Origin of the sequence: Winogradskyella sp. PE311 (genome assembly GCF_046545555.1) — a bacterium.
Lineage (GTDB): Bacteria > Bacteroidota > Bacteroidia > Flavobacteriales > Flavobacteriaceae > Winogradskyella.
Genome location: NZ_JBHZTH010000001.1, coordinates 767,375 through 793,507, shown reverse-complemented (window position 1 = coordinate 793,507; position 26,133 = coordinate 767,375). Strand labels below are relative to the sequence as shown.

Sequence of the window (26,133 nt, the reverse complement as noted above, 5' to 3'; positions counted from 1 at the left end):
AGTGCTTATCTTTACAAAATGCAACACAAATCTAAATTACCAAACGTTGGCACTACCATTTTTACAGTGATGAGTGCTTTAGCCAATGAGTATAATGCACTAAATCTATCTCAAGGCTTTCCGAACTATCCAAGTTCTCAAAAATTAAATGATTTGGTTGCCAACGCTATGAATAGCGGCTATAACCAATACGCACCAATGGCTGGAAATTTAGACTTACGAATAGCTATTTCTAATAAATACCAATTACTCTATACTAGCACCTACCATCCTGAAAAAGAAATTACTATAACAGCAGGTGCAACACAAGCTATTTATACCATTGTATCAGCATTCATTAGACCAAATGATGAAGTCATCATTTTTAAACCTGCTTACGATTGTTATGAGCCAGCTGCAGAAGTTAATGGTGGCAAAACAATACCTATTCAACTATCTGCTCCAGATTATAAAGTCGATTGGAAAGAAGTAGCATCAAAAGTATCATCTAAAACTAAGATGATAATGATTAACTCACCTCATAATCCCAGTGGAACTATTTGGTCTGAGGAGGATATGCTTCAACTTCAAAAACTAACCAAAAACACAGATATTATTGTACTAAGTGACGAGGTTTATGAGCATATTGTCTTTGACGGAAAACAACATAAAAGCGCTTGTTTATTTTCAGATTTAAAGCAACGTAGTTTTATTACGGCTTCCTTCGGCAAGACATTTCACAATACAGGTTGGAAGATTGGATACTGCTGCGCACCAGAATATTTGATGACCGAATTTAGAAAAGTACATCAATTTAACGTCTTTTCCGTTAATCATCCTTCGCAAAAAGGCATAGCAGATTATATGCAAGATGCAGAAACCTATTTAGGTTTAAACTCATTTTTTCAACAAAAGCGTGATTTATTTTTAAGTTTAGTTTCAGAATCTCGATTTAAGTTTACTCCATCACAAGGCACATATTTTCAGGTATTGGATTATTCTGAGATTACAGATGAACACGACGTAGATTTCGCTAAACGATTAACACAAGAATTTAAAATTGCGGCAATACCACTTTCCGTTTTTAATGAAAAGGATAAAGATGATAATGTATTGCGCTTTTGTTTTGCGAAAACAAACGAAACATTGGTGAAAGCTGCAGAAATTTTATGTAAAATTTAAATATTCACTATGTTACTTTTTGTACATTTCTGTGTCATAAAAGAGAACACAAAACTTAAATTTATGAAATATTATATTTTACTTTTAGTCTTATCACTATCCTTATCAACTTATGCACAAAAAGTCGAGAAAGATGGAAAAACTTATGAAGTAAAAAAAGAGAAGATCTTTTTAGATGGTGAAGAAGTAACTGACAGCTTAAATCTTGAAGAAAAAACAGCTATTTTAGAGCAAGCTGCGACTATTTCTGAAAAAATGAAAATGCGAGAAAAAGCCGAAAAAGAAGCTCAAAAGCTTGAAAAAGAGAAGAAAAAAGCCGAAAAAGCCCAAAAAAAAGCTGAAAAGGCTCAAAAAAAGGCCGAGAAAGCCTTAAAGAAAAAAGAGAAATTACAAAAGAGTTATGAGAAGTCTCAAGATAACCTTAAGAAGGCGCAAAATAAATATGAGAAACTAAAAAAGAAGGGTAAGCTATCACCTCAAGATGAAATTAAATGGCTTGAAAAAATCGAAAAGTTTACTCAGAAAGTAGAAAAAGCGAAGCGAAAATTATAAAATATTTAGACGCGCTTTAGTTTCAAAATCAGAATACTATTTTATGTAAAATCTAGTCTAAAGCTTTTGTTAGATTTTGCATAAATTCGCCTACTTTAGATGGCTCTAACCAACGCGTTACAACAACCACATTGTGCTTCGTATCTATAATGATAAAATTACCACCAAAACCAGCAGCATAGTAAATATCTTCAGACATGTTTTCCCAATGACGCGGTCCTTTTTTATTTAGCCACCACATATAGCCATAATTTACATTTGGCTTTGATGGTATTGTTGCATTTTTAAGCCAATCCTCACTAATTAGTTGTTCTCCATCCCAATTACCGCTATTTAAAAACAGTAGTCCAAAACGTGCCATATCTTCAGCTGAAATAAACAAACCTGCGCCAGAATGCCCACCACCTGTAACAGATTTCATCTGTAAACCGTCTATAGTTGTCCATGCGTTATCATAACCAAACCAGCGCCAACTTGTAGAAGCTTCGATCTTATCCATCACCTCATCCTTAAGTACCTGAGGCAAAGGTTTCCTCCATACTTGTAATAACGAAAATGCCAATACATTTACGCGTACATCATTATACTCCATAACCGTACCTGGCTCTTTTAATTCTCTAGCTTTCCAATCATCTAGACTTCCCTTTCTTGGTGGACGATCCGCCCAATCCTTACCGCCCCAAATTTCTCCAGACCAATCCGAGTTTTGCTGTAATAAGTGCTGCCATGTAATTTTAGAATTATGCTCTCCATCAAAGGTTCCGTCCCAAACATAATCTTTAACCTTGTCCGTTTCAGCTTTTATTAAACCTTTATCTACTGCCAAACCTGCGATTGTCGACAAAAAGCTTTTAGTAACACTAAAGGTCATATCTACACGTTTTATATCTCCCCATTTAGCAACCACATAACCATCCTTTATTATTAGTCCGGCTGGTCCTCCTCGCTTTTTTGTTGGCCCTAAAATTTTATGAAAGGGTTCTCTTTCAAAACCTTTTAGAATTGCTATTCTCAAATCTCTAGACCCAGAATATTCATTGGATTTCGCAAATTCTACAGCTCTAAATAAACTCACAGAATCTATACCAAAATCAGAAGTTGATTTCTCTTGCCATACAGCATTTCGTTCAGGGAAATATTCTATTTGTGCTTCCGCATCAATTGAACAAACAACAAAGAGTATTACAAAAGCAATTAAAGGAACACACCGTTTTTTCATAAAAGAAATTTAATTCTTCAAATTACTTAATTAATATTAAAACCACTTAAAAAATTGTAATTTTAAGCTATGGAAAATGAATTAAAAGTAGCCTTGGTACAAGCAAATTTAATATGGGAAGACCCAATACAGAACCGTACTAATTTTTCAGAGAAAATAAATGGAATATCAGACTCGGTAGACCTTATTGTTTTACCAGAAATGTTTACATCTGGTTTTACTATGAATGCTACTTCTGTAGCCGAAACTATGGATGGAGAAACGATCTCTTGGTTAAAAAAAATTTCAAAACAAAAACAGACCGCTATTATTGGGAGTTTGGTTATTTCAGAAAATAAAAACTACTTCAATCGATTAGTTTGCGTAGAACCTTCTGGTAAAATTACTAGCTATGATAAAAGACATACATTTACTTTAGCAGGTGAGCATAAAATCTATACTGCAGGTACAGAAAAAGTAATTTTTAACTATAAAGGTTGGGAAATTTGTCCTTTAGTGTGTTATGATCTGCGTTTCCCAGTTTGGGCAAGGAACATAGAGAATTATGATTTGCTAATCTATGTTGCCAATTGGCCAAAAGTAAGAGTTAGTGCTTGGGACTCACTCTTAAAAGCACGTGCGATAGAAAACATGACCTATTGTATTGGCGTTAACCGTGTTGGATTAGACGGCAATAATTATGAATATACAGGGCATTCAGCTAGTTTTAATGTTTTAGGAAATCGTATGGATAGTATACAAGAAAGCAAAGAGACTATAGAAATCATTACCCTAAAAAAAGAACACATCAGTAAGTACCGAGAAAAACTCGGTTTCTTAAAAGATCGCGATGCTTTTAATCTAGAAGCGTAAAATTTAAAATTAAATCGAAACTAGAACGTACTTCTTCTACATCTTTTTTAGGAGCATAACTAACACGTTCTGGCTGAATTCCTAGTAAATAATTACCTGTATCATATTTACCATTAGCATTAGCATCAAAAATTACTCGCAACGCATACTGTTTTGGAGCTAAATCTTCAAAATCTACAATAGGGTATTCCGTACAATAACGCTCATATAGTACGATACCACTTTTATCAACCAATTGAACAATGAGCGGGAATTTTGCATTAATAAGGTTAACTCTCATTTTACCATATTCAGATTTCATTTTCGTCCTAAAAGAAAAATCTAATGTATCCTTATTCTCTTCATCATAAAAATCTTTAAAAGTACCTGGAAGCATTGTAAAAAAATACTTTTTCCCTTCGTCTTTTTCAATTTTGAATTTGTAACGGTTTAAAATAGAATCATAATCCACTTCATACTTTATATCTAAAGAATCACCATCTATCAATTTTATTTTTGAAGTATCAATATTTTCTAGAGGAACATTTCCTTCTAATACAAAATCTGTCTCGTCAGTTAATGTGCCGAAGCTAATCATTTCAAAATCGAGTGAATCCCTATCGAGTTTTCTAAAACGATGCTTAAAAGTGTCAATAGATTTTTCATTTGTTACTACGAAAAAAGTGGTATCAATCTCAAATTTTGGTTTATACCAATAAATTAAAGTATCTGTATCTGGACTTTTTACAATTCTTGTTTTGTAGTCTTCTGGTGTATCACCTAAAACATTAATGCGCATAGACTTATAGTCTCCTTCATAAGGAAAGATAATCTTAGTTTCACCTTCTTGCTTGGGTTTTATAGCTTTAAAATTAACCTCTTCCTTAAATAATGTTAGTGGATATATCGAATCTGACGGAATTGTGATAACTCCTTCATGATACGCTATTTTTTCTTTTTTTTGATCAAATGTATAATTATTGTTTTGATCCTTTAAAGCAATAAGTTTATAACGACCAGCTTTTATATTATCTATACTAAATGAGGTAAGACTATCTAAAGTGTTAGTAATATATCTTGGTTTTTCTTTATAAACTATAGAATCCGTATAGGTAGAATCATAATCATAAAGCATCACAGAAATGAATGTATCTGGTTCTTCTAATAGTGCATCTTTGACATACCCTTTTACAGAAAGAGAATCTATTGTTGGACCTGTTGAGAAAACATATCTGTAATAAGGATATGGATTTTCCTCATTATTATCTACAATACTTTCTCCAAAATTAAAGGCATAAGTAGTATTTTCTTGCAGCGTATCCTTTATTTTTATTGTAATAACAGTACTTGCACCACCCATTGGTGTTACTATAGGATCAGTATCCATAGGAGGTGACACAATAAGTTGTTTCCTAAGGTCCTTTATTTTAACGTATTCATTAAAATATATTTTAATTTCGTCTCCCTTAAAATTTGTTGAAAAATTTTCTGGTACAGATTTTTCAATCTCGGGTGGTAATATATCTTTTTCACCACCAGTTGGAGATCCTCTATTAGCACAACTCGCTAAAGTTATTGCAATAGAAACTACACATAAAGTTCGAATGAAGAATGAACGCATTTGCTCAGTATAATTTAGCACAAAGAAACAATTTTAAAATTTAGAAACGAAAAAATCAATCAGCAATTGCCATTGTCGCCAGACTTAACTTAATATTATTAATTTTTAACAATTCTATAGCACAAGTTTCAACTGTAGCGCCAGTTGTTATTATATCATCTACTAACAAAATGTGTTTGCCTTCTAAAGATTTGTATTCGGCTATATCAAAAACAGCACCATCATTGTGTCTACCTAAACGACCTTCAAAAACCTTAGTTTTAGTTGCTTTGGTCTTAATCAAAACCGTATCAATATAATCTGCATGTATTGCCTTTGCAATTTCTTTTCCAAATTCTGCGGCTTGGTTATAACCTCGCTTTCTTAGTTTGGTTTTATATAAGGGTACAGGAATAACGACATCTACTTCTTTGTAAGCGTTAACTGAACGTAATTCTGTACCTAACCATTTACCAAGAAAACTGCCAATCTGCTCATGTCCTCTATATTTTAAATTATGAAGCAATTGCTGCACAATACCTTTTTTAGAAAAGTGTAATAAAGCAGTTGCATGTTCTAATTTAACACGTCCATAAACAATTTTCTTTACGACTTCAGAATTATTAAAATGAAAATTAGTAATTGGAAGATGGTGTCTACAATCAACGCAGATAATTAACTCATTATCTAACAACGCATTGTTACAGGCCTCACAGACCTTAGGAAAAAACAAGTTCAACAAATTTATTACCACTTAATCGAATAAAATAAAATCACATTCTAATATACTCTAATTTCGCTTTAACTAAGAAAATTAATAATGATAGTTAACCCTCAATTATTTAACTACAGATTAATTATAAGTTCTTTATTGGTTGTTTTAACTGTTTTAGGTGTCTATAGTTTCACTAATTATAAATCTGTGAAATCGTACGAAGAGTTTCTAAAACAAGAAAAGTTTTTGATAGAAAAAGAATTATCAGAAATACTAACAAGTTATGACGATTTAAGCCAAGATTATGATCTTATGTCCTCAAAGTTGCAAGAGGCTAAACAAGAAACTAAAAATGCTTTAGATTCTTTAAGATTATTAAAAAGCGACTTATCTATAATCACTAAATTTAAAGAGCAGCTTTTAGTTATAAAGACTAAAAGTAAGATTCTTTTAAGCACAATAGACTCGCTCAATTCTGAGAACCTAAAGTTGCAGAAAGAAAAAAGTTATGCCTTAAATACAATAAAAAAGAAAACACTCACAATTGATTCGTTAGAAGAAACTAATGATAGTCTAAATAAGACTATTGATAACGCAGGGATCTTAAAGGCTAGTAGTATAAATGCAGAAGCATTTAAAATTAATAACGGTAAAAAGAAAACTACAACGCGAGCAAGAAGAGCAAATGCGATTGATGTTTGTATCCTATTAGCGGAAAACCCATTAACTGAAAAAGGAGTTAAAGAATTATATATTCAAATAGTTAGCCCAAACAATAATATCATCTCTGATAAAGGCGAAGTTTTCTTTGGAGACACCTCCCTTATTTACAGCAAGAAAGAAGTCGTAAATTTTGACAACAACAATCTTAACATATGCAGTACAGTTGCTACTTATAAAGAAGATAGACCTTTAAAGAAGGGGACTTATTTTATCAATGTTTTCTATAAAGATAGAAGGCTCGGAGGAACAAGTATCGTATTAAAATAAAACTAACTACATAATTTTTAAAAAACCGCCTTTTAATTAGAGCGGTTTTTTATTTTTGCAGCATGGCAAATGATGATAAATTTAAAAAAGTAATCTCTCATGCAAAAGAGTATGGTTACGTATTTCAGAGCAGCGAAATATATGATGGCTTAAGTGCAGTATATGATTACGCGCAAAACGGAGCTGAACTCAAAAAAAACATTAGAGACTATTGGTGGAAAGCCATGGTGCAAATGCATGATAATATCGTCGGTATAGATGCCGCAATTTTTATGCATCCAACTACTTGGAAAGCTTCAGGGCACGTTGATGCCTTTAACGATCCTTTAATTGATAATAAAGATTCTAAAAAACGATACAGAGCAGATGTTTTAGTAGAAGATTTTAGAGAGAAAATTCTACAAAAAATTAATAAAGATATTACTAAAGCGGAAAAACGTTTTGGTGATGCTTTTAATGAAGCGGAGTTTAGAGCTACTAATGGTAATGTGTTACGTCGTCAAAAACAAATTGATGATATTACTTTAGAATTAACAAGAGTACAGGAAGAAAGTGATTTAGCAGGTTTTAAACAACTGATTTTAGATCTAGGTATTGTTTGCCCTGTTTCGGGTACAAAAAACTGGACAGACGTAAAACAGTTTAACCTAATGTTTGGCACTAAACTAGGTGCATCTGCAGAATCTGCAATGGATTTATATTTAAGACCAGAAACTGCACAAGGTATATTTGTAAACTTCTTAAACGTTCAGAAAACAGGACGAATGAAAATCCCTTTTGGTATAGCCCAAACTGGTAAAGCCTTTAGAAATGAAATTGTGGCGAGACAATTTATTTTTAGAATGCGTGAGTTTGAGCAAATGGAAATGCAATTTTTTATTAAACCAGGCACTCAAAAAGAATGGTTTAACTTTTGGAAAGAAACGCGCCTTAAATGGCACAAATCGCTTGGCTTAGGGGAAGAAAATTACCGTTTCCACGATCATGAGAAATTAGCGCACTATGCTGATGCTGCGACCGATATAGAATTCAATTTTCCATTTGGATTTAAAGAATTAGAAGGTATCCATTCGAGAACAGATTTTGATTTAAAACAGCATGAAGAATTCTCTGGTAAAAAACTTCAATATTTTGATCATGAAGAAAACGCGAGTTATACACCTTATGTATTAGAAACCTCTATTGGTTTAGATCGTATGTTCTTAGCAGTATTTTCTAACTCCCTAGAAGAAGAAGAACTAGATGATGGTAAAACACGTACGGTCTTAAAGTTACCTGCTGTATTGGCCCCAGCAAAAGCAGCAATATTTCCTTTAGTAAAAAAAGATGGACTACCAGAAGTTGCAAAACAAATCGTAGAAGATCTTAAATGGGATTTTAATGTGATTTATGAAGAAAAGGATACTGTCGGAAAACGTTATAGAAGACAAGATGCTGCCGGAACACCGTTTTGTATAACAGTAGACCACGATACTTTAAAAGACAACACCGTAACTATTCGTCATAGAGATACTATGGAACAAAAGCGTGTGAAAATTGAAGATATCAAGGATATTATAAAAACAGAGGTTGATGTAAAACACTGGTTGATGCGCATGAAATAATAAACTTATGCTATTTGAAGAATAAAATAAACCCAAGCAGATTTTCTTGGGTTTATTTTATATCAATTTTTTAGTTTAAAATCTGTATCCAACTCCAATACTAACCTTACCAATTATATCCTCTATAAAGTCATCACCATTTATAATATTGCGACCAATACCTAAATTTAGCTCACCTAAAAAACCGCTATTTGTCACCCATTTTCCTCCAACACCGATTCCTAGCGCCATTGCTAATTTGTTTTCTTCAGTAAAAACAGCATCGTTTATCCCAAACTCTACACTTGTTTGCTCATAAGAACTTAACAAACCAAACCCTTCAATAAAAAAACCAGCAGCATACTTTTTGCCAAAATAAAAACGATAATAAGGCGAGAAATAAAAATTGAAATCTTCATTTACAGTCTCATCATCAAAGGGAATAAATATAGTGGCTCCAATAGCAGATTCTTCATTTAAAGTGCGCTCATATGTAAGATCAAATGCCCCTAAAACAAGGTATAAACCATTAATTTTAATTTCATTAAAATTTTTGACGGATTCTTCTGGCTCTTGAGCATTAACAGAACATACAGAACTAAAGATAAAAAGGGCTAAAAATAATTTTTTCATGATTTGTTTTTTAATTGATTTAGATTCTAGTTGAAACAACAACCATACCAATGAGATGTCAAAATACAACAATGGTTGCGTAAGAAATTACTTTTTTTTAAAAATAAGCTTTCAGCTGAACAGTACCTGTATGAATCACTCTAGAAGTCTCTGTTTTTCTACCAAAATAATTAAGATTTAAATCTAAAAATTTTGTCAACTTCTTTTGCGCCAACAAGCTCCATGTAAAGTTTTTTCCTGGCTGTAAACCTTCTAACATTTGATATGCTACAGGTGTATTTGCATTACCTTCAAATTGATTTTGGAAAAAATTAAATTCACCCGTTAAGGCTACTTTTTGAGCATTGTTATAAGTAAAAGAAAAACCGTAATTGTTTTGAGCCAAGGTTTCTAAACTGCCTATTGTATTGTTCTTAGAAGTGTATTGATAAAAAATATCGAACTGTGCATTTTCACTAAATAAATATGATAGTTTAGGCTGAAATTTCTCCTCATCGATAATAAAATTTCTATTTGCAAAATTCTCACTCAAACTTTCGTCGGTACCAAAACTTGCTAGCGCATTAATCAGCCAATTCGTAGAAAATTTATGATTAAAGTTTAATTGATGATTTGTTAATTTATTTTCTTGAAAACCAATAGAAAGTAGATTGCGACTTGTATTAGTTAGAAAGGTGTAAGAGGTTGTGTAACGTTGTTTTCCTCTATTATAAAACAAAACGTTTCTTACACTATTATTTAAAGATAATTGGTTCTCTTCATCATCTTTAAATGGATTAAGATTAAAATTATTCCCTTCTCTTCTTATTTTTCTATCAACTAGATAGGATGTTTGATTGTAAAAATGAGAAAGAAGCTTCTTTACTTTATTTTCAGACTTACTCCATTGCCTCGGATTAATAGTCAGTGTCTGACTCAATCTATTTTGATGCGTTCTTACAAAAACTTGATTAGGCAATAATACTCTTATAAAACTACCTTGATCTGTAAATTGGGCAATTTCAAATTCATTGAGCTCTTGGATACCGTTTTCATTATAATCTATCCATGTATATGCACCCTGACCCGCTTCGACTTCGACATAAGTAAAGTCTTGCTGCGGTAACGTCCCTGAGTTAGTCTCAAAGCCTGTATTCCAAACTATAATATTATTAAATAATTTCTGATTATAACTTAAACGACTATTTAAACTCTGTTCATTCTCTGTAGTATCATCTTTGGCTTTTAAGTCCCTGTAATTAAGAAATAATTGAAGATTTGTATTTTTATTCTGAATTAAGCGCGATTTTAAATAATAGGTATTAGATGCATTTACACGCTCTACTGAATTATTTCGTAAACTATCATTAAAGCGTTTTATATAACCAATCTCTGCAAATACTTTAGTACTATCACCAACACCCAAAAAAGCTTCGTAAGCTTTAAATTTTTGACTCAGTGGAGTTAACGAATCTGAAGCAATAACTATTTGCTCGTTATCTTCTATGGCAAATTTTGTACCTGCCCATTTGTTATCTTTTCCATATACCAAACGATTAAAAGATCTTAAAAAAGTAGAACGATTAATAGTACTTTCACTATTTAGAAAACTAGAATTTGAAAATATTCTAAAATTACCTAATTGTAGATTTGCATTAATATTATGTCTATTACCATTAAAGTTATCTGTATAATCGAGATATTCAAAACTGTAAGACGCTGTTCCTTTTTTAGAATGTGATAATTGTAAACCAGAAGTCATCAGTAATTGATTCCCGAAATTAAAATTTCCTTGATTAGACTGTGCTGTATCTAAATTCCAATCACGACTGAACTCAGCTCTGTATAGACGTTGAATTGTCCTAAAGTTCTTCTGAATAAAATCTGCGTCGACTAAAGCAGATAAATTCCAAAGACTATCGGTTTTTATCAGCTTTTGGTTAATTCTAAGTTTACCAGCAAAACCGTCATTATCGTCATCATCTAAGCTAGAGAATAGATTAGCATCATTCTTGCTTCCCGCTAATTCGAAAAATACATTTGTTTTTTGAGTAGGTTTATAACGACCATTAACGACTGCTATTTGCAAACGCTCTGGTGCGACCAATTGTGTAATGGGTTCATAATTTCCTTGAGGTACTCCTCCAAGAGGTGCGATGTACTCAAAAATGTTAGTAACTGCATTATCATTACTTAATACGTAATTCCCTTGATTAGCACCAACTAAAGTGAATCTAACACTAAATAGTTCGTCTTCGGGATCTTGAGAAAACACAAATATCTCATCAACACCAATAAATTCTTTACGATATAAGATTCTATTTTCGGAGAAAGAAGCTTCTGTAGCAGAAGGAGCTACCATTAAACTTAAATCATCACCTGCATCTGCTAAAACTTGGGTCTGTTCAGTAGATAGATTTTGCTGCAAAGGTTGGTTTTTAGCATCACTTTCTGAGTACACAGATACGTTGAGATTTATTTTTTCAGTTTTATAAGTGCTACCTCCAAAAACAGTAAATCTTGAATAATTTCGCTCACTAAATTGGTAGTCAACAGTAATTCGCATTTCGGAAGTAATAGGATACGTAGAATTAAATATAATTTCACCTGCATTATAATCAATGATATAATCTCTATTTTCGCCACGCTCTAAGGGTACCCCATTCACATAGACCGTTTCACTGCCAGAAACGATAAGCACAAAAAGTTCATTATTAGGTCCTCTTAATTTATAAGGCCCTTGGTTTCCTTCTTGAGCTGTAAATTGAGTTGTTGTAAACTGACCTCTCACCAATGCACCAGAAGCGAAAACTGAAGTTTTATCACTAAGATTAGCATTAACCAATAAACCCTGTACACGCTTAGAAAAATTTGCAAAATAGCTATTGGTATTTACCAAGTCTATATCACCTGCACGTATATTCCAATTGTCGCTAAAAAGCTCTATAAATACCTGATCAAACTCATCTAAACGCTGCGAATAGCCACTTTCTTGCAGAGGAATGTTAGCATCTTGTATCGATGCCCTCAAAGATATCTTATCGCTTAACTTACCCGAAATCTGAAGGTCTAATTCACTATTTAGAACTGAATTTTGGTTATTACCAATCGTTACTCCTCTAGATATACTTCCAGAAGTTGTTAAACCGTCAAATGGTGTAAAATTATTTCTATTATTAGAATTTTCTAATTTATATAAGGCTTGCGCGCCATTTGAGCGATCTACTATAATATTATTATCTAATTGCTGATAAACTTTAGTAAAAAAATTAGGGTAACGGAGATATTCTATCTGAATCGTATCTGAATCAATGTCTTGATTAAATTTTAAAATGGCCTTTTTAAAATCAATAGTATATGAGGTCGAATCTATAAGTTTTCCTTCTTTTGTTTTTACACTAAATTTTGAAGGATTAATACTTACAGTATCTATACGAATAGAGTCTTTAATAGCCACACGCTTCTTTCTATAATTACTGCTGCTTTCCTGGGAAAACCCAAAAAAGGATATAACTAACAATAGAAATAGTACGCTATGCTTCATGTAAAATAATAACTGTTTTAAGTACAAATTATTTTGTAGTTAAAACAAGCTTAAAATAATAGTGTAAAAGTAGCGTATTATTTAATTTAGAGGCATAATCAGTATTTCATAAAAAATAGTTTGATGAAAGTAGTATCATACAATGTAAATGGCATAAGAGCAGCCTTAAAAAAAGGATTCATTGACTGGCTAACGGCAACTAATCCAGACATTATTTGTCTTCAAGAAATTAAAGCAATGGAAGAACAGCTCGATTTAGAGGTATTTACTGAGGCTGGTTACAATTACAATTATTGGTTTAGCGCGCAAAAAAAAGGCTATAGCGGAGTTGCCATCTTATGCAAAACAAAACCAAATCACATAGAATTCGGAACAGGAATTGAATCTATGGATTTTGAAGGTAGAAATATACGTGTAGATTATGATGACGTTTCTGTAATGAGCATGTATTTACCTTCAGGAACTAATAGTGCACGCTTGGCTCATAAATTTGAATACATGGATTTAATCCATGATTATTTAAATACGCTTCAAAAAGAAAAAGAAAATTTAGTGATTGTTGGTGATTATAATATTTGCCATGAAGCTATAGATATTCATAACCCTAAAATGAAAGGAGTTTCAGGTTTTTTACCCGAAGAACGCGAATGGTTAGGTAACTTTATAGATAGTGGTTTTATAGACAGTTTCAGATATCTACACCCTGAAAAACAAGAGTTTTCTTGGTGGAGTTATCGTGCTAACTCAAGAGCCAATAATAAGGGTTGGCGATTAGATTACGCAATGGTAAGCAAACCTTTACAAGAAAAAATAAAACGAAGCGTTATACTCACTGATGCAGTACATAGCGATCACTGCCCTATTTTATTAGAACTCGATGTCTAATAGGTAGTTTTTGATAGTAATAATCAGTTAAAAACATAAAAATTAATTTTACCCAAATGATAAAAAAAACGTTATTAATAGCAATAGGCCTAATGTTACTTTCTTCGTGTGTATCTAAGAAGATTTATACAGATTTAGAAGACAAGTATGCTAACCTAAAAAAAGAAAACCGGAGTTTAACTGATGATGTTGAGTCACTTTCTGCGGATAAAACTAAACTAACCAACGATTTAAATAGTTTACAATCGGCCTATGATAATGCCGTTAAAGAAAGAGATCAGTTACGTTCTGATTATGCTGCGACTAAATCTAATCTAGATAATTTAAAAGCCTCTTATACCGCGTTAGAAAAAAACAGCTCTGAAGAAATTACAAAAAACTCAAAAAAAAACAGAGAGTTATTAGCGCAATTAGAAGCTAAGGAACAAGCACTTGCTGCTGAAAGCGCACGATTAAATAAGCTTAAAACCGAACTTGAAAATCGCTCTAAACGTGTGGCTGAATTAGAAAGTGTAATTGCTGCTAAAGATGCCAATATGCGTGCACTAAAGGATGCCATTTCTAAAGCCTTAACAAATTTTGAAGGTAAAGGTTTAACTGTGGAGCAACGCGATGGAAAAGTCTATATTTCTATGGAGAATAAACTCCTATTTCAATCTGGTAGTTGGTCTGTAGGATCGGAAGGTAGAAGAGCAGTTCAGCAATTAGGAAATGTATTAGCTGAAAATCCAGATATTGCAATTTTAATCGAAGGACATACAGATAATGTACCTTATAAAGGTAATGCACAATTAAGTGGTAACTGGGATTTATCTACTAAGCGAGCGACGGCAATTGTTAATATACTAAGAGAAAATAACGCCATAAATCCTGAAAGTTTAACAGCAGCTGGTCGTGGTGAATATGCACCAGTTGCATCTAACGATACAACGGAAGGCAAAGCTAAAAATAGACGTATTGAAGTAATTCTTACACCCAAACTAGATGAAATCTCTAAGTTATTAAATGAGATTTAATAAATTTCTGCTAAAGCAGACAAACTTTTAGTTTTAGGAAAGCTATTCTTGAAAATAGAAACCTTAACATACATTTAGACCTTTCGAGCTTTATAAACTTGAAAGGTCTTATTATTTTTGCAAAAGACATTTTAGTCGTTTCTGTCACTTCTAGCATAGTCGAGAAGTCTCAATAGAATTGTTTAACCATTAAAAAGAGATTCCCGTTTTCACGGGAACTATAGGATGAAATACACAACATTACCGAACACAGATATTAAAGTTAGTAAAATTTGTCTTGGCACTATGACATGGGGAAATCAAAATTCCCAAGATGAAGGCTTTGCTCAGATGGATTTAGCTTTAGATAAAGGGGTTAATTTTTTTGATGTAGCTGAATTATATCCTGTGCCAGCAACTGCTGAAACCTATGCTGAAACTGAACGTATAATAGGAAACTGGTTTTCAAAAACAGGAAACAGAGATAAAATTGTTTTGGCTTCAAAAATTGCTGGGCCTGGTGATTATACGGCACATATTAGAACTAATGGTTTTAGTAAAGAAGCACTTAATGAAGCTGTTGATAATAGTTTAAAGCGCTTACAAACCGACTATATCGATTTATACCAACTACATTGGCCAGAGCGACAAACAAAACTATTTGGAACCAGAGACTACGTTCATAATCCTAATGACAATTGGGAGGATAATTTTAATGAAATTCTTCATAATCTTGACGCCATAATAAAATCTGGTAAAATAAGACAAGTTGGTATTTCTAATGAAGGTGCTTGGGGAACTATGCGTTATTTAGAAGAATCTAAACGGCATAATTTACCTCGAATGATAACTATTCAAAACGCTTATTCTTTATTATGTAGACCTTTTGAAGGGGATTTAGCTGAAGTTGCTCACAGAGAAAACATTGGACTGTTAGCATACTCTCCTATGGCATTTGGTGTACTTTCTGGTAAATACATCAAAGGTACTGCTGAAGATAATGCACGTTTAAAATTATTTCCAAGGTTTGCAAGGTATAGTGGTGAACAGGCCACAGAAGCAGCAAGACGTTATCTGAAAATTGCAGAAGATAATGGTATGAGTTTAGCGCAAATGTCGTTAGCGTTTGTAAATGCAAGACCCTTTTTAACGAGTAATATTATTGGAGCAACTAACCTAACTCAACTAAATGAAAATATAGATAGTATTAATATTAAATTATCTGATGATATTATGAAGGCTATTAACGCTGTTCATAGTTCAATACCAAATCCGGCTCCTTAACGCAGAAAACATAATATAACAAAAAAACCCTTCCAATATTTGGAAGGGTTTTTTCTAATAGATATTATTTGATTTTGTTACCATCTTTATCATAAAAATGGTATTCAAGATAAGTGTAAGCATCTCTGGGCAAGACTTTTACCCATTTTTTATGTTCAAAAAACCATTTTGAACGCGGTGATGGAAACCCTTTGGTTAAAAAGGCTGCTATAAAAGGATGTGCATTTAATGTTATCTTTTTATAGTCTTTTTTGAAAATCCGCTCTAGGTCTTGATTGATTCGTTCAACCACTTTAATTGGCGCTTCGATTTCAGCACCACCTATTATATTTGGATTTTCCTCTTTTGTTTTAATATTGCGTTCTGGCCTAACGCGTTGTCTGGTTATTTGCACTAAACCAAACTTACTCGGCGGCAATATTTTGTGCTTTGCTTTATCATCTTTCATCTCATCTCTAAGATAATTATAAAGCTTTTTTCTATTTTCAGCACGACCCATATCGATAAAATCGATAACAATAATACCACCCATATCACGTAAACGTAATTGGCGTGCTATTTCAGCGGCTGAAATCATATTAACTTCTAAGGCAGTTTCTTCTTGGCTTTTTTCTTTGTTAGAACGATTACCACTGTTAACATCTACAACATGTAGTGCCTCTGTGTGCTCTATTACTAAATAAGCTCCTTTTGCCATAGAAACGGTACGACCAAATGATGTTTTTATTTGGCGTTCGATACCAAATTTTTCGAATATTGGTACTCCGTTTTTATAATACTTTACAATAGACTCTTTTTTTGGTGCAATTTGTTGCACGTAATCTTTTACTTTTATGTACAACTCTTCATCATCTACAACAATACCAGAAAATGAATCATTAAAGATATCTCTTAGAATTGAGGATGCTTTATTCATTTCACCTAATACTTTTGTTGGGTGATGGGCTTTGTACAATTTTTTACACATTGCCGTCCATCTTGTCAGCAAGTTTTGTAAATCACTATCTAGCTCGGCAACTTTTTTGCCTTCTGCTACTGTACGTATAATAACTCCAAATCCTTTAGGTGTGATACTTTTTACAAGTCTTTTTAATCGGTCTTTCTCTTCTTGCGATTCAATTTTCTGTGAAATTGAAATACGATTAGAAAATGGTACCAAGACAATGTATCTACCAGCAATAGACAATTCTGAACTAATGCGTGGTCCTTTTGTGGAAATTGGTTCTTTTACTACTTGTACTAAAATGGATTGATTAGACTTTAAAGCATTTACAATTTTGCCATGTTTGTCTAAATCTTTCTCCAAAGGAAAGTCTTTAAGGGTATAATCCCTTAATTTACCTGTGCTTACACGTTTAATGAATTTTAAAAGAGAAGGTAGTTTTGGTCCAAGATCATGATAGTGTAAAAAACCATCTTTCTCATAGCCAACGTTTACAAACGCGGCATTTAAACCAGGTATAGCCTTACGAATTTTGGCAATAAAAATATCACCTACCGCAAAGTCATTATCCTCTTCATCTTTATGTAATTCAATAAGTTTTCCATCTTTTAATAAGGCAAAATCAACAATATCTGAACTCGATCTTACGATTAATTCTTTGTTCATAATGTTAATTTAAATCTAACTCTTAATTGAGGTAGATGGATTTTACTAAATTATTTGACACAGGATTGTAATATCCAACAAACTTAAGAACACTCTATTAAATGTACTTAAATTCTATATCAAAGAACGTTTCTTAAAACTGAAAAAAGTAGTTTAAAAACTACTTTTAACAATTTATTTCTTTTTGTGACGATTAGCGCGTCTACGTTTTTTACGCTTATGCGTCGCTACCTTGTGTCTTTTTCTTTTTTTACCACTTGGCATAATAAATAATGCTTTTTAAATTAATAATTTATTTAATGTATTTAATTAACTTCAACATTTGATTTTACACCTTCTAAAAATACTTTAGCTGGCTTAAACGCTGGTATGTTGTGAGCTGGTATTTTTATTGTAGTATTTTTTGAAATATTACGACCTGTTTTTTCAGCTCTTGTTTTAATAATGAAACTTCCGAAACCTCTAAGGTAAACGTTATCACCACCTTCTAAAGATGATTTAACTTCTTCCATAAAAGTTTCAACTGTAGCTTGTACATCGCCTTTTTCAATACCTAATTTATCAGATATCTTAGCGACTAAATCCGCTTTCGTCATTGTTATTAGTTTTAGGGTTAATTATTTATTCTAAGGGATGCAAATATATGTAATTTAATTTCAATATTTCAAGCGTAATTAATTAAAATTTAACGTTATAAAGATTTAGTTTTGCTTTATCATTTAAAAAACAAATGGATTTTAAAAAAACACTAACTAATTGGTATTCAAATAATAAACGAGAATTACCATGGAGAAAGACTAAGAATCCTTATTACATTTGGCTTTCAGAAATCATTTTACAACAAACTCAAGTAAAACAAGGGTTACCGTATTATGAAGCTTTTGTAAAAAAATACCCAACTGTTTTTGACCTTGCAAATGCTACAGAAGAATCTGTTTTAAAGCTTTGGCAAGGGCTAGGCTATTACTCTAGAGCAAGAAATTTACATACCACTGCAAAGCACATTGCTTTTAAGTTAGATGGAGAATTTCCGAACTCTTACAAAGAGCTTATAAAACTAAAAGGAGTTGGAGATTATACGGCAAGTGCCATAGCTTCGATTGCTTTTAATGAAGTTGCTGCCGTTGTAGATGGCAATGTTTATAGAGTTTTATCACGCTATTTTGGTGTAAATACGCCTATAAATTCAACTAAAGGTGTCAAAGAATTTAAAAAATTAGCAACTTCGTTGATTGATAAAACTCAACCTGCAACATTTAATCAAGCGATAATGGAATTTGGTGCTATACAATGCAAACCAAAAAGTCCATATTGTATAGTTTGCCCTTTGAACCATGGTTGTATCGCACTTCAGAAAAATTTAGTTGATATTTTACCTGTTAAGCTCAAAAAGACTAAAGTCTCTACCAAATATTTTAATTTTTTAGTTTGTATTGATAATAACCAAAACGTATTTTTTGAAAAGCGCACCGGAAAAGGCATATGGCAGAACCTCTATCAATTTCCTCTAATAGAATCTGAAAAGAGTTTGACAATTGACGAATTTCATCTTCTGAACCTTGAAAATTCTCCAATAGAAAACACTAAATTTAATCATACTCTTTATAACGAAGTTGATAAGATTCATAAACTGTCTCATCAGTATTTACACACAAAGTTTTGGATTATTGAAATTAATGAATTACCAGATAGTGCAATTCCTGTTGTTGACCTAACAAAATATCCTTCCCCAGTACTCATAAGTGATTTTATAAACGAATTCAACTTTTAAGCCTTTCTAAAATCATAATTTTTTTATTAATTTTAAAAGTGTCATAGCAAAATGAGTAAATTTGTATCTAAAATGAATTATTATGTCAGGAACGCTAAATAAAGTAATGCTTATTGGGCATTTGGGTGATGAAGTTAAAATGCATTATTTTGATGATAAAAATTGTGTTGGTCGTTTTCCGCTAGCGACAAATGAGACTTACACAAATAAACAAACTAATGAGCGCGTTTCTAATACAGAATGGCATAATATTGTGGTTAGAAATAAGGCTGCGGAGATTTGCGAAAAATATCTGAGTAAAGGAGATAAAGTCTACATAGAAGGTAGAATAAAAACTAGGAAATGGACTGATGATAAAGGGATGGAGCGTTATTCTACAGAAATTCAATGTAATGACTTTACATTCTTAACTAATAAGAATGAACAGCAACAAGGACAGCAGATATCTAGCACACAACAAGTACCTCATCAGCAGGCTCAAAGTAATACCTCAGAAACTAATGATGATTTACCATTTTAACTCATTCAAATAACATAACTTTATTTTGGATCCCGAACCCGCGGTTTTACTTTCAAATTTATTAGTTGCCAATACCTCTTTTTATACAAGTATTGTATTGCTTATTATACTTCTTGTATGCTCTGCCTTAATATCTGGTGCCGAAGTTGCATTATTTTCTCTAACAAAATCTAATTTAAGCGAAGGAGTTGAAAATAAATCTTCAGCAATGGAGATTATTACTGTATTATTAGAGCGTCCTAAAAAATTATTAGCGACCATTTTAGTTGCCAATAATTTCATAAATATTGCCATAGTATTATTATTTGCATATATCGGTGAAACACTATTTAATAGCGTAACCAGCTCAATCGCTAGATTTCTACTAGAAGTTGTTTCTGCAACTTTCTTAATTCTATTGTTTGGGGAGATTATTCCAAAAATTTATGCAAGTAGAAATAGTGTGAAATTTTCTTCTTTCATGGCTCGACCTTTAAAGGTCTTAGATGTTTTATTTTCTCCTATTAGCCTACCTATGCGCTACGTTACTCTTAAAATTCAAGAACGTTTTGGTAAGCAGCGCTCTAATCTTAGTGTAGACCAATTATCACAGGCTTTAGAATTAACAAACAACCAAGACACTACACAAGAAGAGCAAAAATTACTAAAAGGTATTGTGTCTTTCGGTAATACAGATACAAAACAGGTAATGCGCCCTAGAATGGATTTATTTGCGCTAAATGTAGATACACCTTTCGGGACAATTATAAATGAAATAGTAGATAATGGGTATTCTAGGATACCTGTATATGAAGAAAGTATTGACACAATTAAAGGTGTGTTATATGTTAAAGATTTACTACCTCATTTGAATAAAAAAACGTTTAACTGGACGAGCATTCTTCGAGAGCCATTCTTTGTACCCGAGAACAAGAAATTAGATGATTTAATGGTCGAATTTCAAAACAGAAAAGTGCATCTGGCTGTTGTAGTTGATGAATACGGTGGCACATCTGGTTTAGTGTCCTTAGAAGATATCATAGAAGAAATTGTTGGAGACATTAGTGATGAATATGATGACGAGGGTTTAGTATATACCAAATTAGACGACTTTAATTATAGTTTTGAAGGCAAAACACCATTAAAAGATGTTTACAAAATAACGGGTATCGAAGGTGAAAGTGAAGATTTTGAAAAAAGAAAAGGAGAAGCTGAAACGCTCGCTGGTTTCGTTTTGGAAATTTCTGGTGGATTTCCTCGTGTAGGAAGTAAAATAAATTTTAAAAATTACGTTTTTACTATAGAGGCACTCGAACGTAAAAGAATAAAACAAATTAAGTTAACACTATTAAAACCGAATCTATGAAGCGAATAGTAATACCTATACTTAGTCTCTTTATGTTAGGTTGTGGTGATGAGCCTCTTCCAAAACCGGAAGGCTTTTTGAGATTAGAATATCCTAATGCAATTTATGATAAGACCACAACTCCACTGCCATTTACATTTGATAAAAATACATTATCAGAACCAATAACTAGTGTTAAAACTATTGGAAGCACAAAGGGGATAGATGTAAAATACCCTGCTCTAAAAGCAACAATATATTTAACCTATAAAACTGTTAATGAAAATAATTTAAATAGCTTATTGCGTGATGCTCAAAACCTTACTCAAAAACACACCATGAAAGCAGATGAAATATTCAGTAATCTCTTTGAAAACAAAGAAGAAAATGTTTACGGAATGTTCTATGAAATAGGTGGAGACGCAGCTTCACAATCTCAATTTTATGTAACGGACAGCTTAAAACACTTTGTCAGCGGTTCTTTATATTTCTATGCTAAGCCAAATTATGATTCTATTTATCCTGCCTCAGAGTATTTAAAAAAAGATATTAAACGCATAATGGAATCTGTTCGCTGGAAAGAATAGATTAAAACTATAATCTAAAAAAGCCTCTTGAAAATCAAGAGGCTTTTTTTAAATTAAGTAGTAATAATTTATAACTATTGGTATATCCAAACTCCACCCATTTTTATTACGGCAAAATCTTCAGTACCATTGCTACCTGTATAAACATCTGCAGTAACAATATATTTTTGTTCTTCTGCTGCAGTAGGATCTAAGTTATCTAATACCACATTAAGTGCCTCTAATACCATGTCATTCGTCCATTCATTAGCATTACCTGGGCGTCTATCAAAATTCCCAAAATTATCAACACTACCTGTTGGGCCAGGATACACATCAGCCAAAGCTGTCACAATTGCACTATAATCAGCACCAGCAAGAGAATATCTAATTGTATTATCTGGTACCCAAATACCATTTTCTAAACCAAATTGTAATGACGTATCTATAACACTCTGACTTCCTACCCAAATACCATCGGTAAACGTGTAAAGATTACCTCGAGTACCTAAGCCGCTATTGCTAGAAAAGTATTTATACGCTACGATAATTTGATCTTCTTCTTGAGCAAAAGGATAAGTTAAACTTAAGAACGTAGGTAAATAATTGTCAGCAGGAGTACCACTACTAAAGTTATTAAATGCACCTGGTTGACCAAAATCTTCTCCCATAGAATCGTAATCTGAAGTACTTAAATAATAAGTATCTTCAGCTGATTCCCATGAGCCACCTTCATAAACAAAATATTCACCTTTTGAATCTGTATCACCAGTAACACCTATAGTTCTAATTGCAAAATCTTGTACTCTCCATCTTGGAGAATCAGTATCTGTAGAGCTATACTTAAGACCAACATGAACAGTTTCACCATCGTAATCAGAAAAATCAAAATCTTCTGATGTTGTTAAACTTCCAAAAATAGTTTTATCAAAAGCTACAGCTGTCCAAGTTGCAGTCATAGGATCACTTCCTGTTGTATAATCCGTAGAAATTAAGATATCAATTAATGTATCGTCATTTAAAAAATCTATTTCTTGAGTGATTTGAAATAATAAATCTGATTGGCCTGTTAAATCTACTTCCGGAGAAATTAACCATTCCTCTAAAGCGTTTGCACTTCCATTAAAACCAGATCCTTGAACGTTAGCTGAACCTTCTGTCCAACCCAATTCGTCAAGACCAGAAACAGAAACCAATTCAAAGTTTCCAAAATCAGCAGGGAACGCAGCTTGATATAAATTTGCTATACCTACAATCGGAGTTTCAAAATATTGCTTGTATGTTGCTAGAACTATTTGACCTTCTACTGGAGCAGCAATTTGCGCATCTAATATGGCAGGTATTTGCTCTGTAGCATTTACGTTTGGATAAAATCCAAATGCATCACTTCCTGTTGTAGCGTAGTCATCATTTGTAAAAGCATATACATCAGACCCTGTTAAATCACTCACACCTTCAGCAGAACCTACAAATAATTTATATGTTACTAATGCTGAAGAGCCATCACCAAAGTATGGGTATTTATCTGCTAATAAACCTGGAATTGCCATTCTGGCATCATCATCAGAACCAAAATTTCCGAAGTTAAGTTCTAAATCAGCATAATCATCATCCGTTAATGTATACTCTACTTCACCGATGATTGGTTCTTCTTGTGCTGCAAGATCGTTATTAATATCTTCTACAGGATTACAACCCGTAAAGACTGCGCCAATAAAGGCTAATAAATAAACTATTCTTTTCATTTTTCTATTTTTTTAAAATTTAAGTGTTGCTCCTACACTAAATGTTCTACCAAAACCATAATAAACCAATGCTGTTTGAGCATCCGATCCTGGACCATCTAGTGCATCTGCTATATATCTAGTGTCAAAAACATTATTCATTCTAGCAATTAAAGTTGCTTCAAACTTTCCGAATGGGAAGCTATGAATAAATGCCGTATCAAAAACTCCGTATGCTGGAACTTCCCATGGATCTGGCGCATTTTCTACTCCTCTATCACTAGGATTAAAATCTGCATACAAACGATCAAAATAGTTATAATCTACAGTGAATCTTGTACCTGGGGCTAATCTATAATCTAAGCCTAAAGCTAATGTTGTTTGAGCTGCATCGCCTACAGGCGTATCTTCTATAAATAAGTTTACAGTATCCACAACTTCTTGCTCTTCATTAAGAATATTAACGTCAGTAACGTTATCTTCCCATCTCCAATCTCCTAAAGATGCCATACCTGTTATATTCAGTGTATTTGTAGCTCTATAAACAAAGTCTATTTCTAAACCTTGATGAATTGCATTTACACCTAAGATATTAGCAAAACCTGTTTCGTCATCGCTTAATTGAAATCCAACTGTTTCAGTTCTATCTCTCCAAGCTGTTCTATATAAATTAACGTTAGCTGTAAGTTTATCGCTTCTGTAACCGTATCCTAACTCAAAGCTAAGAATTTTCTGATTTTCAGCTTCAGAATTAATATCCTCATTATTAAATCTCGGGAAGACTGCATCAAAATCAGCAGCTTTTTCGAAATACCCTAAATTTACAAAAACATTATGATTCATATCTAAACGGTAGTTAGCTCCACCTTTAGCACCGAAACCAAAGAAATTAAAACGGTCCGTTTCTTGCAAAGGATCTCCATTTAAATAGTTAAAGTAATCCTTTCTCTTATAAGAAGTGTTAGACGCATTTAATGAAATAAACGTATTAAAGTTTTCATTAATATCATATTCTAATTGAGTAAAGGCTCCTAACCAACCAACTATTCCATCATTATTATAAGCTACTTTATCACCTACTCTTGCAACACCAGTTGGGTTATTTACATCATCCTCGTTTATGATGAACTGCCCACCTAATAAATCTGTTACTTCTCTAAAGTGTAAACCTGTATAACTTCTAAAGTCTAAACCAGCTAAAAGCACTAAATCATCAGTAAGATCGGTTTTTAATGTAGATAAAACTCCATACCAATTATGATCATTTCGAGATGCTCTTAAAGCAGCACTAGAACCGTTAGATCCGTTAGCAATATTTTCATCAACAATACGATCAAAATCTAAAGGTCCAAATTCACCTATTCTATAATCCGCACTTTGAAATTTAAATCTAGCATCTCCTTCAAATCCTGGAGCCTCGTTATCGCTACCTAAGGTTCCGCCACCACCACCAGAGCCAAACGAAACGTATGCTGCAGTAGATATACTTGTTTTGTCATTTAAATCCCAGTAGTGATTTAATGAAATTTGAGGTTTGTGGTAAAAGTTATCTTCGATAAATGTTACTTGCCCATTTTTATAACCCCAATCAGAATTATACTTAATTCCGTCCTCACTTCTTCTGTAAGTATCTATTAAATGTCTATTTTGTCTTTGACCATGACGTTGCTTAGCACCAAATGCAGTAAAAGCTATTTTGTGTTTGTCATTTATTTCTTTAGAAACGTTAATGAAATAATTTACCGCATTAAATTGGGTACCTCTTACATAACCGTCTCCATCAGTTTTTGAAGCTGAAACTGTAGCTGCAAAACCGTTATCCATTAAACCAGTTGAATATGTTACACCAAACTTAGCGTAACCATCGTTACCTAAAGTGGTCATTATATTACCGCCTTCTTCTGCATCAGTAGTTTTAGTGATAATATTAATTGTACCACCAACTGAGGGTACTGCTACTCTTGCAGCACCAAGACCTCTTTGAACTTGCATAGAACTGGTTACATCACCTAGTCCTGCCCAGTTACTCCAGAAAACACGACCGTTTTCCATGTCATTAACAGGTACACCATTAATCATAACGGCAACATTCTCAGAGTTAAATCCACGTAAATTAATACGTCCATCTCCGAAACCACCACCAGACTTAGTTGCATAAACACCAGGAGTCGATTTTAAAACTTCTGGAAATTCTTGAGTTCCTAATTTCAATTGAATATCAGCAGCTCTAACTGTTGACACAGCAACAGGAGTTTTTCTATCAACTGCTATTGAAGCAATAATTTGAACTTCTTGTAAACCAACGTCACTTGGTTCTAACGTTATTGTTCCTATATCTGTATTACCACTAAAAGTTATAGTTTGAGTGATATACCCAATATAAGAAATTACGATTTCTCCAGAGCCTGATTGTGCTGTTAGACTGAAGTCACCTTCAAAATTTGTAGTTACTCCATTCGTTGTTCCTTTAACCACTACATTAGCACCGGGAAGAGGCGAGTTCATCTCAACGTCTATTACCTTACCGGTAATAGTACTTTGAGCAAAAGCTACCGTAGTGGATAAAACCATTACAGCTGCAAGTAAAAATTGATTAAATTTTTTCATATAAAATTTAAGTTAATTGGTTTATTTATTAGGTGCAAAAA

General features: G+C 32.8%; 21 protein-coding genes. 12 read left to right on the top strand and 9 right to left on the bottom strand.

Annotated features, from left to right (window positions below):
* Nucleotides 1-18: 18 nt before the first annotated feature.
* Nucleotides 19-1,161 carry a methionine aminotransferase gene (locus ACFWU4_RS03415; protein WP_411124879.1) on the top strand — a complete coding sequence of 381 codons (1,143 nt, stop codon included), beginning with the start codon at nucleotides 19-21 and terminating at the stop codon, nucleotides 1,159-1,161.
* 63 nt (nucleotides 1,162-1,224) lie between these two features.
* Entirely contained in the window at nucleotides 1,225-1,713 is a 489-nt protein-coding gene (locus ACFWU4_RS03410; protein WP_411124877.1) for a hypothetical protein, read from the top strand.
* 52 nt (nucleotides 1,714-1,765) lie between these two features.
* On the opposite strand, the gene ACFWU4_RS03405 is transcribed toward ACFWU4_RS03410, so the two are convergent.
* Nucleotides 1,766-2,932, bottom strand: a complete 1,167-nt coding sequence (locus ACFWU4_RS03405; protein WP_411124875.1) for a serine hydrolase domain-containing protein — start codon at nucleotides 2,930-2,932, stop codon at nucleotides 1,766-1,768.
* Nucleotides 2,933-3,001: 69 nt separating this feature from the next.
* Here ACFWU4_RS03405 and ACFWU4_RS03400 point away from each other — a divergent pair, with 69 nt between their 5' ends.
* The gene (locus ACFWU4_RS03400) at nucleotides 3,002-3,784 is read left to right on the top strand and encodes an amidohydrolase (RefSeq protein WP_411124873.1); all 783 of its coding nucleotides are present in this window, start codon (nucleotides 3,002-3,004) and stop codon (nucleotides 3,782-3,784) included.
* On the opposite strand, the gene ACFWU4_RS03395 is transcribed toward ACFWU4_RS03400, so the two are convergent.
* Both ACFWU4_RS03395 and ACFWU4_RS03390 read right to left on the bottom strand, forming a co-directional pair.
* On the bottom strand, nucleotides 3,768-5,405 hold the full coding sequence (locus ACFWU4_RS03395; protein ID WP_411124871.1) for an Ig-like domain-containing protein: 1,638 nt from the start codon (nucleotides 5,403-5,405) through the stop codon (nucleotides 3,768-3,770). The genes ACFWU4_RS03400 and ACFWU4_RS03395 overlap by 17 nt on opposite strands.
* 34 nt (nucleotides 5,406-5,439) lie before the next feature.
* Entirely contained in the window at nucleotides 5,440-6,096 is a 657-nt protein-coding gene (locus tag ACFWU4_RS03390) for a ComF family protein (protein ID WP_411124869.1), read from the bottom strand.
* Nucleotides 6,097-6,183: 87 nt separating this feature from the next.
* On the opposite strand from ACFWU4_RS03390, the gene ACFWU4_RS03385 reads away from it, so the two are divergent.
* Nucleotides 6,184-7,068 carry a hypothetical protein gene (locus tag ACFWU4_RS03385; protein ID WP_411124867.1) on the top strand — a complete coding sequence of 295 codons (885 nt, stop codon included), beginning with the start codon at nucleotides 6,184-6,186 and terminating at the stop codon, nucleotides 7,066-7,068.
* 62 nt (nucleotides 7,069-7,130) lie between these two features.
* Nucleotides 7,131-8,672, top strand: coding sequence for a glycine--tRNA ligase (locus tag ACFWU4_RS03380; protein WP_411124865.1), 1,542 nt, complete (start codon nucleotides 7,131-7,133; stop codon nucleotides 8,670-8,672).
* Nucleotides 8,673-8,747: 75 nt separating this feature from the next.
* On the opposite strand, the gene ACFWU4_RS03375 is transcribed toward ACFWU4_RS03380, so the two are convergent.
* Nucleotides 8,748-9,284 (bottom strand): DUF3575 domain-containing protein, encoded by a 537-nt coding sequence (locus ACFWU4_RS03375; RefSeq protein ID WP_411124863.1) that lies wholly within the window; start codon nucleotides 9,282-9,284, stop codon nucleotides 8,748-8,750.
* A gap of 97 nt (nucleotides 9,285-9,381) precedes the next feature.
* Nucleotides 9,382-12,807 (bottom strand): hypothetical protein, encoded by a 3,426-nt coding sequence (locus ACFWU4_RS03370; protein ID WP_411124861.1) that lies wholly within the window; start codon nucleotides 12,805-12,807, stop codon nucleotides 9,382-9,384.
* Between the two features lie 123 nt (nucleotides 12,808-12,930).
* Here ACFWU4_RS03370 and ACFWU4_RS03365 point away from each other — a divergent pair, with 123 nt between their 5' ends.
* The 3 genes from ACFWU4_RS03365 (at nucleotide 12,931) to ACFWU4_RS03355 (ending at nucleotide 15,971) form a co-directional block, all read left to right on the top strand.
* Nucleotides 12,931-13,692, top strand: a complete 762-nt coding sequence (locus tag ACFWU4_RS03365) for an exodeoxyribonuclease III (protein ID WP_411124858.1) — start codon at nucleotides 12,931-12,933, stop codon at nucleotides 13,690-13,692.
* A 56-nt stretch (nucleotides 13,693-13,748) separates the two neighbouring features.
* Nucleotides 13,749-14,708: an OmpA family protein gene (locus tag ACFWU4_RS03360; RefSeq protein WP_411124856.1), complete on the top strand. Its 960-nt coding sequence runs from the start codon at nucleotides 13,749-13,751 to the stop codon at nucleotides 14,706-14,708.
* A gap of 225 nt (nucleotides 14,709-14,933) precedes the next feature.
* Nucleotides 14,934-15,971, top strand: coding sequence for an aldo/keto reductase (locus ACFWU4_RS03355; RefSeq protein ID WP_411124854.1), 1,038 nt, complete (start codon nucleotides 14,934-14,936; stop codon nucleotides 15,969-15,971).
* Between the two features lie 64 nt (nucleotides 15,972-16,035).
* Here the strand turns inward: ACFWU4_RS03355 and ACFWU4_RS03350 are convergent, their stop codons facing one another.
* Entirely contained in the window at nucleotides 16,036-17,580 is a 1,545-nt protein-coding gene (locus ACFWU4_RS03350; RefSeq protein WP_411124852.1) for an Rne/Rng family ribonuclease, read from the bottom strand.
* 305 nt (nucleotides 17,581-17,885) lie between these two features.
* Entirely contained in the window at nucleotides 17,886-18,176 is a 291-nt protein-coding gene (locus ACFWU4_RS03345) for an HU family DNA-binding protein (protein ID WP_224477121.1), read from the bottom strand.
* A 134-nt stretch (nucleotides 18,177-18,310) separates the two neighbouring features.
* Between ACFWU4_RS03345 and mutY the strand changes: the two genes are divergently transcribed.
* The 4 genes from mutY to gldD all read left to right on the top strand — a co-directional run bounded on the left by mutY (nucleotide 18,311) and on the right by gldD (nucleotide 21,782).
* Entirely contained in the window at nucleotides 18,311-19,351 is a 1,041-nt protein-coding gene (gene mutY, locus ACFWU4_RS03340) for an A/G-specific adenine glycosylase (RefSeq protein WP_411124850.1), read from the top strand.
* A gap of 82 nt (nucleotides 19,352-19,433) precedes the next feature.
* The gene (locus ACFWU4_RS03335; protein ID WP_411124848.1) at nucleotides 19,434-19,871 is read left to right on the top strand and encodes a single-stranded DNA-binding protein; all 438 of its coding nucleotides are present in this window, start codon (nucleotides 19,434-19,436) and stop codon (nucleotides 19,869-19,871) included.
* A gap of 25 nt (nucleotides 19,872-19,896) precedes the next feature.
* Nucleotides 19,897-21,216, top strand: a complete 1,320-nt coding sequence (locus tag ACFWU4_RS03330) for a gliding motility-associated protein GldE (protein ID WP_411124846.1) — start codon at nucleotides 19,897-19,899, stop codon at nucleotides 21,214-21,216.
* Complete coding sequence (gene gldD / locus ACFWU4_RS03325; RefSeq protein ID WP_411124845.1) at nucleotides 21,213-21,782, top strand: gliding motility lipoprotein GldD; 570 nt, start codon at nucleotides 21,213-21,215, stop codon at nucleotides 21,780-21,782. Before ACFWU4_RS03330 ends, gldD begins: the two co-directional genes overlap by 4 nt.
* 74 nt (nucleotides 21,783-21,856) lie before the next feature.
* Here gldD and ACFWU4_RS03320 read toward each other — a convergent pair whose 3' ends face one another.
* Together ACFWU4_RS03320 and ACFWU4_RS03315 are read right to left on the bottom strand one after the other, a co-directional pair.
* Complete coding sequence (locus ACFWU4_RS03320; RefSeq protein WP_411124843.1) at nucleotides 21,857-23,506, bottom strand: choice-of-anchor J domain-containing protein; 1,650 nt, start codon at nucleotides 23,504-23,506, stop codon at nucleotides 21,857-21,859.
* A gap of 12 nt (nucleotides 23,507-23,518) precedes the next feature.
* Nucleotides 23,519-26,092 (bottom strand): TonB-dependent receptor, encoded by a 2,574-nt coding sequence (locus ACFWU4_RS03315; RefSeq protein WP_411124841.1) that lies wholly within the window; start codon nucleotides 26,090-26,092, stop codon nucleotides 23,519-23,521.
* Between the last annotated feature and the right edge of the window lie 41 nt (nucleotides 26,093-26,133).